Raw genomic sequence first — 7,246 nt, 5'->3', positions numbered from 1 at the left:
CCGCCGCCTCGCGCTCCGCTTCCGGCAGGCCCGCGATCAGCGCCGCCGCCCGCCCCTCGACCGCGATCACCACGTCGTAGATCTCGCGCATGTCGGCCGGCGCCAGCGCGCAGATGACGATGCCCTTGCGCGACAGGATCCGGACGAGGCCGTCCTCCTGCAGGCGGATGGCGGCCTCGTGGACCGGCGTCCGGCTCATGCCGAGGCGCAGCGCGATCTCCTGCTCGGAGGCCTGGTACCCGGGCGGAAACCGCGATTCGCGGATCTCCTCCTTCATCGCCGCATAGGCGTCGTCGACGAGGGAGGGACGCCGGTCGCCCTCCTCGGCCTTCTCCGCACGCACCCGAACCATCACGACCTCCCACCGCGGCGCAGGCCTATCAGCTTCCATGGAGGCTGCAATGCAGGCTTGACGCGGCCGCCTGCAATATCTTACCACATGCCATCTTGCATGGAAGTTGGCACTGAAGACCGACTCGATCGCCGGAGCCCATCCGAGGAGGACACGATGGACCGCTCGGTCGAGCAGGCGACCATGCGCCGGGTCGCGTGGCGCCTGGTGCCGTTTATCTGCCTGCTGTACTTCGTCGCCTTCATCGACCGGGTGAACATCGGCTTCGCCGCCCTGACAATGAACAAGGACCTCGGCTTCACCTCGGCGGTGTTCGGCTTCGGCGCCGGGGTGTTCTTCTTCGGGTACTTCCTGTTCGAGGTGCCCTCGAACTACATCCTCGACAAGGTCGGCGCGCGCCTGTGGATCGCCCGGGTGATGATCACCTGGGGGATGCTGTCGGGCGCCTTCGCCTTCATCCAAGGCGAGACCAGCTTCTACGTGCTGCGCTTCCTGCTCGGCGCGGCGGAAGCCGGGTTCTTTCCCGGCATCATCCTCTACCTGACCTACTGGTTCCCGGCCCGCTACCGCGCGGCGGTGGTCTCGCTGTTCATGGCGGCGGCGCCGATCTCGGTGCTGCTCGGCTCGCCGCTCTCCAGCGCGCTCTTGGAGATGGAGGGCCTCCTCGGCCTGCACGGCTGGCAGTGGATGTTCATCGTCGAGGCGGTGCCGGCCGTGATCCTCGGGGTCGTCGTGCTGTTCTACCTCACCGACCGGCCCGAGAAGGCGACGTGGCTCGCCGACGACCAGCGCGCCTGGCTCGTCGCGGAGATGGACGCCGAGCGCGCCGGCAAGCGGGTGCACGCCAAGCACGGCCTCATGGCCGGGATCACCGACATCCGCGTGCTGGCGCTCGCGCTGATCTATCTCGGCACCTCCGCCGGCCTCTACACGCTCGGCATCTGGGCGCCGCAGATCATCAGGAGCTTCGGCCTGTCGACGCTGGCGGTCGGCTTCCTCAATGCCGTGCCGCCGACGATCGCGGTGGTCGCGATGATTCTGTGGGCGCGCCATTCCGACCGGACCGGCGAGCGCACCTGGCACGTGGTCGTCGCCTGCCTCGTCGCGGCGGCCGGCCTGATGCTGGCCGGCGGCGCCGCCTCGACGCTGGCGGTCGTCGCGGCCCTGAGCCTCGTCAACGTCGGCATCAGCGCGGCCAAGCCCCCGCTCTGGGCGATGCCGACGATGTTCCTGTCCGGCTCGGCCGCGGCGGTGGGCATCGCCACGATCAACGCGATCGGCAACCTCGGCGGCTTCGTCGGCCCCTGGGCGATCGGCTGGATCAAGGACCGCACCGGCAGCTTCACCGGCGGCCTGGTCTTCGTGGCGGCGCTCCTCGTCCTCTCGGCCGTCCTCACGCTCGTCGTCGCCCGTTCCGGGCGGCGGGCCGAGCCGGCCGGCGCCACCGCGCGCTAGAACCCCGCTCGATCCGCGCACCGCATCCCACGGAGACCCGTCATGACCACCTACAGAATCGCCGCCATTCCCGCCGACGGCATCGGCATCGAAGTCATCGCCGCCGGCATCGAGGTGCTCGACGCGCTCGCCGAGAAGGCCGGCAGCTTCGATTTCCGGTTCGACCACTTCGACTGGGGCTCGGACTACTACAAGCGCCACGGCGTGATGATGCCCGCCGACGGGCGCGACCAGATCCGCCACCACGACGCGATCTTCTTCGGCGCCGTCGGCGCGCCCGACGTGCCCGACCACATCACGCTCTGGGGCCTCAGGCTCGCAATCTGCCAGCCCTTCGACCAGTACGCCAACGTCCGCCCGACCCGGATCCTGCCCGGCATCACCTCGCCGCTGCGCCACGTGTCGGGGCCGGAGCTCGACTGGGTGATCGTGCGCGAGAACTCGGAAGGCGAGTATGCGGGCGTCGGCGGGCGCGTGCACCAGGGCCATCCGAACGAGGTCGCCACCGACGTCTCGATGATGACCCGCTCCGGGGTCGACCGGATCATCCGCTACGCCTTCAAGCTCGCGCAGTCGCGCCCGCGCAAGCTCCTGACCGTGGTGACGAAGTCGAACGCCCAGCGCCACGCCATGGTGATGTGGGACGAGATCGCGGCGGAGGTCGCCCGGGACTTTCCCGACGTGACCTGGGATAAGATGCTGGTCGACGCCATGACCATGCGCATGACGATGAAGCCGCAGACCCTCGACACCATCGTCGCGACCAACCTCCACGCCGACATCCTCTCGGACCTCGCCGCGGCGCTCGCCGGCTCGCTCGGCATCGCGCCGACCGCCAACATCAACCCGGAGCGCACCTACCCGTCGATGTTCGAGCCGATCCACGGCTCGGCCTTCGACATCACGGGCAAGGGCATCGCCAACCCGATCGCCACCTTCTGGACCGCGTGCCAGATGCTGGAGCATCTCGGCGAGGCGCCGGCGGCCGACCGGCTGATGCGCGCGGTCGAGCGCGTCACCGCCGACCCGAGCCTGCACACGCCGGACCTCGGCGGCACCGCCACCACGCGCCAGGTCACCGACGCGGTCATCGCCGCGATCCGCGGCGACAACGCGTAGGTCGTTCGGGGGGCCGGGAAGCACCGCCCCGCCCCTCTCCCGTCCGGGAGAGGGGACCCGCGCCTCGACCACGCCGTGTCGCGTAACGAGCCGAGGACCATCGCATCACGTCCGCGCGACGGGCCTTCACCGGAACCATCGCCCGGGTAAGGTGGTTGCCTGCAACGCCCGACGGCTGCGTCCGGGCGAAGGAGCGTTCGATGGCCCGGATGGATCTCGCCTACACCGCCTTCGAGGGCATGCGGTTCCTGATGGCGCCGGCGCGCATGGCCGCCGACATGGCGCGGTTCGGCCTGCAGAACCCGGCCAACCCGCTCGCCTACTCGCCCTACGCCCGCTCGATGGCCGCCGGCTGCGAGATGTTCGAGCGGGCCACCCGCCGCTACGGCAAGCCGGCCTTCGGGCTGTCCGAGACCGTCGTCGACGGCGTCGCCGTGCCGGTGACCGAGCGGATCGTGTGGGAGCGGCCGTTCTGCCGGGTGATCGCGTTCGAGCGCGCCTTCGCGACCCCGCCGGCCAGCCCGCAGCCGAAGCTCCTCGTGGTCGCGCCGATGTCGGGCCACTACGCGACGCTGCTGCGCGGCACCGTCGAGGCGATGCTGCCGAACCACGACGTCTTCGTCACCGACTGGTCGGATGCGCGCATGGTGCCGCTGCTCGCCGGCCGGTTCGATCTCGACAGCTACATCGACTATTGCAAGGCGATCTTCGCCGCGCTCGGGCCGGACCTGCACGTGATGGCCGTGTGCCAGCCGGCGGTGCCGGTGCTGGCGGCGATCGCGGTGATGGAGGCCGCGGGCGATCCCGGCGTGCCGGTCTCGATGACCCTGATGGGCGGGCCGATCGACACCCGCCGCTCGCCCACCGCCGTGAACTGCATGGCGCAGGAGCGCGGGCAGGCCTGGTTCGAGACCAACACGATCTCCTACGTGCCGCCGATCCATCCGGGCGCGTGGCGGGCGGTCTATCCGGGCTTCCTGCAGCTCTCGGGATTCATGGCGATGAACCTCGACCGGCACGTGACGGCCCATTCCGACATGTTCGACCATCTCGTGAAGGGCGACGGCGATTCGGCGGAGAAGCACCGCGAGTTCTACGACGAGTACCTGGCGGTGATGGATCTGACGGCCGAGTTCTACCTCCAGACCGTCGAGACGGTGTTCGTGAACCACGACCTGCCCAAGGGCACGATGCGCCACCGCAGCGTGCCGGTCGACCTGACGGCGATCCGCCGCTGCGCGATCCTCGCGGTCGAGGGCGAGAACGACGACATCTCCGGCGTCGGCCAGACGCTCGCAGCCCTCGACCTGACGCCGAACCTGCCCCAGGAGCGCAAGGCCTACCACCTGCAGCCGGGCGTCGGGCATTACGGCGTGTTCAACGGCTCGCGCTACCGCACGATCATCGCCCCGCGGATCGCCGCCTTCGTGCGCGCGATGCAGGGGCTTCCGGCCGACGCCGCGGCGCCGATTCAGCTCGCGAGCTGAGCGGCGCTTCCGACGGGGCGAAAACGCGCCGGAATCTGGCGTCGCCGCCCTGGAGGGGCGGCGGCCACGCAGCTAGACTGGCGCCATGCCCTTCGCGCTGCTGCGACGCCCCGATCCCGACCATCTCGATATCGTGCACGACGGCGAGACCTACCGCGTCGCGGTGCGTCGGCGCCCGACCGCGCGGCGCCTGACGCTGCGGGTCTCGGCCGCCACCGGCGAAGTGGTGATCACCCTGCCGGCCCGCAGCGCGATCAGCACCGCCCAGCGCTTCGCCGTGAGCCACGGCGGCTGGATCGCCGCGCGCCTCGCCCGCGTGCCCGAGCGGGTGCCGTTCGCGGAGGGCGCGATGGTGCCCCTGCGCGGCGTGCCGCACCGGATCGTGCGGCGGGGCTCGCGCAGCGGCATCACCCGGATCGAGGCCGACGCGGCCGAGCCGGTGCTGTCGGTCTCCTGCGGGCCCGAGCACGTCGCCCGCCGGGTGCAGGCCTTCCTCGACGGGGAGGTGCGCCGCGACCTTGCGCGTGCGGTGGCGCACTACACGGCCAAGCTCGGTCAGGGTCCGGTGCGGATCACGGTGCGCGACACGCGCAGCCGCTGGGGCTCGTGCACCGCCGGCGGCGCCTTGAACTTCTCCTGGCGCCTGATCCTCGCGCCGCCCGTCGTGCTCGACTACCTCGTCGCCCACGAGATGGCGCACCTGCGCGAGATGAACCATTCGGCCCGGTTCTGGACGCTGCTCGGCCAGCTCTGCCCCGAGGTCGACGCGGCCGAGGCCTGGCTCAAGCGCAACGGCACGGCGCTGCATCGCTACGGGTGAGGGTGCGGATCGCGGACCGAGGACGCGCCATTCCACCGGTCCCTCCCCGTCATCCCGGGGCCGCGCAGCGGAGCCCGGGATCCAGAGCCGCGACGGCGCATACGGGAACACGACCTGCGGTTCTGGATCCCGGGCTCGCCTTCGGCGCTCCGGGATGACGGGACGGGGCGTGAAACCGCGTGCGCGAACGGTGCGGCTTCGCGAATCTCACCCCTTCGCGCGCAGCACCCGCTCGCGCGAGACCCGTTCCGCCGGCCAGGCCGGGCGGGGGTCGACCTCGCCGGGATCGAGGGTGCGCGGGGCGACGCTGTCGCAGAGCTCGCGCTGGCGCACGACGATCGGGTTGCCGAATTCGTCGCGGCGACGGATCAGCCCGCCCTCGCGGCAGAAGCCGGCGATGGCGGCGTTGCCGTTGCGGCGGCCGTAGGGGTTCACCTCCACCGGCGGATGCTCGACCGTGAGCAGGCCGCTGCGGTTGAGCGAGCGCTCGACGTAGGTCGTCTCGCCGATCGGAAGCGGCTCGGCCGTCGCCGCGACGCCGGTGGCGCCGAGCAGCAGGACCGTCAGGGCGAGGACACGCATGGCGCCGGCTCTCGTGTGATGATGCATCGCTGCGATATCTAGGTCGCGGCGCGCCCCGGCGATAGCGCATTGTGGCAACATTCGGTCCGCACGGTGTCCGGCCGCCGCGTTTCGGGCCCGGGCGGGACGAGGCGGCGCTGAGGCCCGCGCGTTTGCCGCGCGCGCCGGCGCGGCTCGCTTGACAGCGCCGGGCCCCGCATGGTCGGAACACCCGGGTTTTCGGCAAGGCCTCCCGCCCGCAACGGGCTCGGGGGCGCGCTCGTGAAGGGATCGTCGGTGCGGCTGCACAGGAGTTTCGACCGTGTCAGGCGCCTGTCGTCGGCGCTGGCAACCGTGGCCCTCGCCGGCGGCCTGCTGGGCGGCCTCGGCGGCGCGGCGCAGGCGCAGGGCATGGTGCGCAAGACCTTCGAGGACTGGCAGCTGCGCTGCGAGACCCCGGCCGGCGCCAAGGCCGAGCAATGCGCCATGGTGCAGTATCTCGCCGCCGAGGACCGCCCGAACCTCACCCTGGTGGTCATCGTCCTGAAGACCGCCGACAACCGCGGCTACCTGCTGCGCGTGGTCGCGCCGCTCGGCGTGCTGCTGCCGTCGGGCCTCGGTCTGAAGATCGACCAGACCGACGTCGGCCGCGCCGGCTTCGTGCGCTGCCTCACCACCGGCTGCGTCGCCGAGGTGGTGATGGACGAGGGCCTCGTGCGCCAGTTCAAGGCCGGCACGCAGGCGACCTTCATTGTGTTCCAGACGCCGGAAGAGGGCGTCGGCATCCCGCTGTCGATGAAGGGCTTCGCGGCCGGGTTCGACAGCCTGAAGTGAGCATCGGGAGGCGCGGCATGATCGGGGCTTTGGGGATCGGGCGAACGGCCCTCTGCGGGCTCGCCCTCGCGCTCGGCGCGGCGCCCGCGGGTGCCGAGGAGGGCAACATCTTCTCCAACCTGCTCAAGTACGGCGGCACCACCGTGCCGCCGTCGCAGCCCAAGGAGCTCGAGGCGCCCAACTGCCCGACCGTCGACGTGCCGGACGGCGGCGCCGCGCTCACCAACCCGGCCGGCGCCACCGGCGCCGGCATCCGCAGCCAGGTCTCCCTCGGGCGCATCGCCCGCGAGTGCACCCGGCGCGCGGACGGGTCGATCACGGTCAAGGTCGGCATCGAGGCCCGCGTCCTGCTCGGCCCCTCCGGCGCGCCCGGCCGGTTCGACGTGCCCTTCACCATCGCGATCAAGCACGACGACAAGACCGTCAGCACCCGCACCCGCCGCGTCGCGGTCTCGGTCGGGTCGGGCGAGGCCCAGGGCTTCGCCACGGTGGTGGAGGACGACATCCCCGTGCCGGCCGCCGTGAGCGCCGACTACGAGATCGTCGTCGGCCTGGGCGGCGCCCCGAAGGCGGCGGCGGCGAAGCCGAAACCCCGCCGCCTTCGGGGCGCCGCCCAGG

At 71.5% G+C, this 7,246-nt stretch carries 8 protein-coding genes; 6 read left to right on the top strand and 2 right to left on the bottom strand.

Annotation, left to right across the window (positions count from 1 at the left end):
* Nucleotides 1–352 (bottom strand): GntR family transcriptional regulator (locus FV223_RS16010; RefSeq protein ID WP_147727966.1); only part of this gene is annotated, 352 nt, incomplete at its 3' end.
* Nucleotides 353–508: 156 nt separating this feature from the next.
* Here FV223_RS16010 and FV223_RS16005 point away from each other — a divergent pair.
* The 4 genes from FV223_RS16005 to FV223_RS15990 all read left to right on the top strand — a co-directional run bounded on the left by FV223_RS16005 (nucleotide 509) and on the right by FV223_RS15990 (nucleotide 5,233).
* Nucleotides 509–1,807 carry an MFS transporter gene (locus tag FV223_RS16005; protein ID WP_147727965.1) on the top strand — a complete coding sequence of 433 codons (1,299 nt, stop codon included), beginning with the start codon at nucleotides 509–511 and terminating at the stop codon, nucleotides 1,805–1,807.
* Between the two features lie 42 nt (nucleotides 1,808–1,849).
* Nucleotides 1,850–2,926, top strand: a complete 1,077-nt coding sequence (locus FV223_RS16000) for a tartrate dehydrogenase (protein WP_147727964.1) — start codon at nucleotides 1,850–1,852, stop codon at nucleotides 2,924–2,926.
* Nucleotides 2,927–3,135: 209 nt separating this feature from the next.
* Nucleotides 3,136–4,413, top strand: a complete 1,278-nt coding sequence (gene phaZ / locus FV223_RS15995; protein ID WP_147727968.1) for a polyhydroxyalkanoate depolymerase — start codon at nucleotides 3,136–3,138, stop codon at nucleotides 4,411–4,413.
* A gap of 85 nt (nucleotides 4,414–4,498) precedes the next feature.
* Nucleotides 4,499–5,233 carry a SprT family zinc-dependent metalloprotease gene (locus FV223_RS15990; RefSeq protein WP_147727963.1) on the top strand — a complete coding sequence of 245 codons (735 nt, stop codon included), beginning with the start codon at nucleotides 4,499–4,501 and terminating at the stop codon, nucleotides 5,231–5,233.
* A gap of 207 nt (nucleotides 5,234–5,440) precedes the next feature.
* Here FV223_RS15990 and FV223_RS15985 read toward each other — a convergent pair whose 3' ends face one another.
* The gene (locus FV223_RS15985) at nucleotides 5,441–5,815 is read right to left on the bottom strand and encodes a hypothetical protein (protein ID WP_147727962.1); all 375 of its coding nucleotides are present in this window, start codon (nucleotides 5,813–5,815) and stop codon (nucleotides 5,441–5,443) included.
* A gap of 276 nt (nucleotides 5,816–6,091) precedes the next feature.
* Here FV223_RS15985 and FV223_RS15980 point away from each other — a divergent pair, with 276 nt between their 5' ends.
* Nucleotides 6,092–6,628: an invasion associated locus B family protein gene (locus FV223_RS15980; protein ID WP_243938115.1), complete on the top strand. Its 537-nt coding sequence runs from the start codon at nucleotides 6,092–6,094 to the stop codon at nucleotides 6,626–6,628.
* Nucleotides 6,629–6,645: 17 nt separating this feature from the next.
* Nucleotides 6,646–7,246, top strand: a 601-nt coding sequence (locus tag FV223_RS15975; protein ID WP_147727961.1) for a hypothetical protein, incomplete at its 3' end; no start/stop codon positions are given.

Source organism: Methylobacterium sp. WL116, from assembly GCF_008039455.1.
Classification (GTDB): domain Bacteria; phylum Pseudomonadota; class Alphaproteobacteria; order Rhizobiales; family Beijerinckiaceae; genus Methylobacterium.
This window is presented reverse-complemented; position numbering and strand designations above follow the sequence as displayed.

Bases quoted from the DNA above. Each gene is read 5' to 3' on its own strand.
- phaZ (WP_147727968.1), top strand. From the start codon at position 3,136: ATGGATCTCGCCTACACCGCCTTCGAGGGCATGCGGTTCCTGATGGCG.
- FV223_RS16000 (WP_147727964.1), top strand. From the start codon at position 1,850: ATGACCACCTACAGAATCGCCGCCATTCCCGCCGACGGCATCGGCATC.
- FV223_RS16005 (WP_147727965.1), top strand. From the start codon at position 509: ATGGACCGCTCGGTCGAGCAGGCGACCATGCGCCGGGTCGCGTGGCGC.
- FV223_RS15985 (WP_147727962.1), bottom strand. From the start codon at position 5,815: ATGCGTGTCCTCGCCCTGACGGTCCTGCTGCTCGGCGCCACCGGCGTC.
- FV223_RS15990 (WP_147727963.1), top strand. From the start codon at position 4,499: ATGCCCTTCGCGCTGCTGCGACGCCCCGATCCCGACCATCTCGATATC.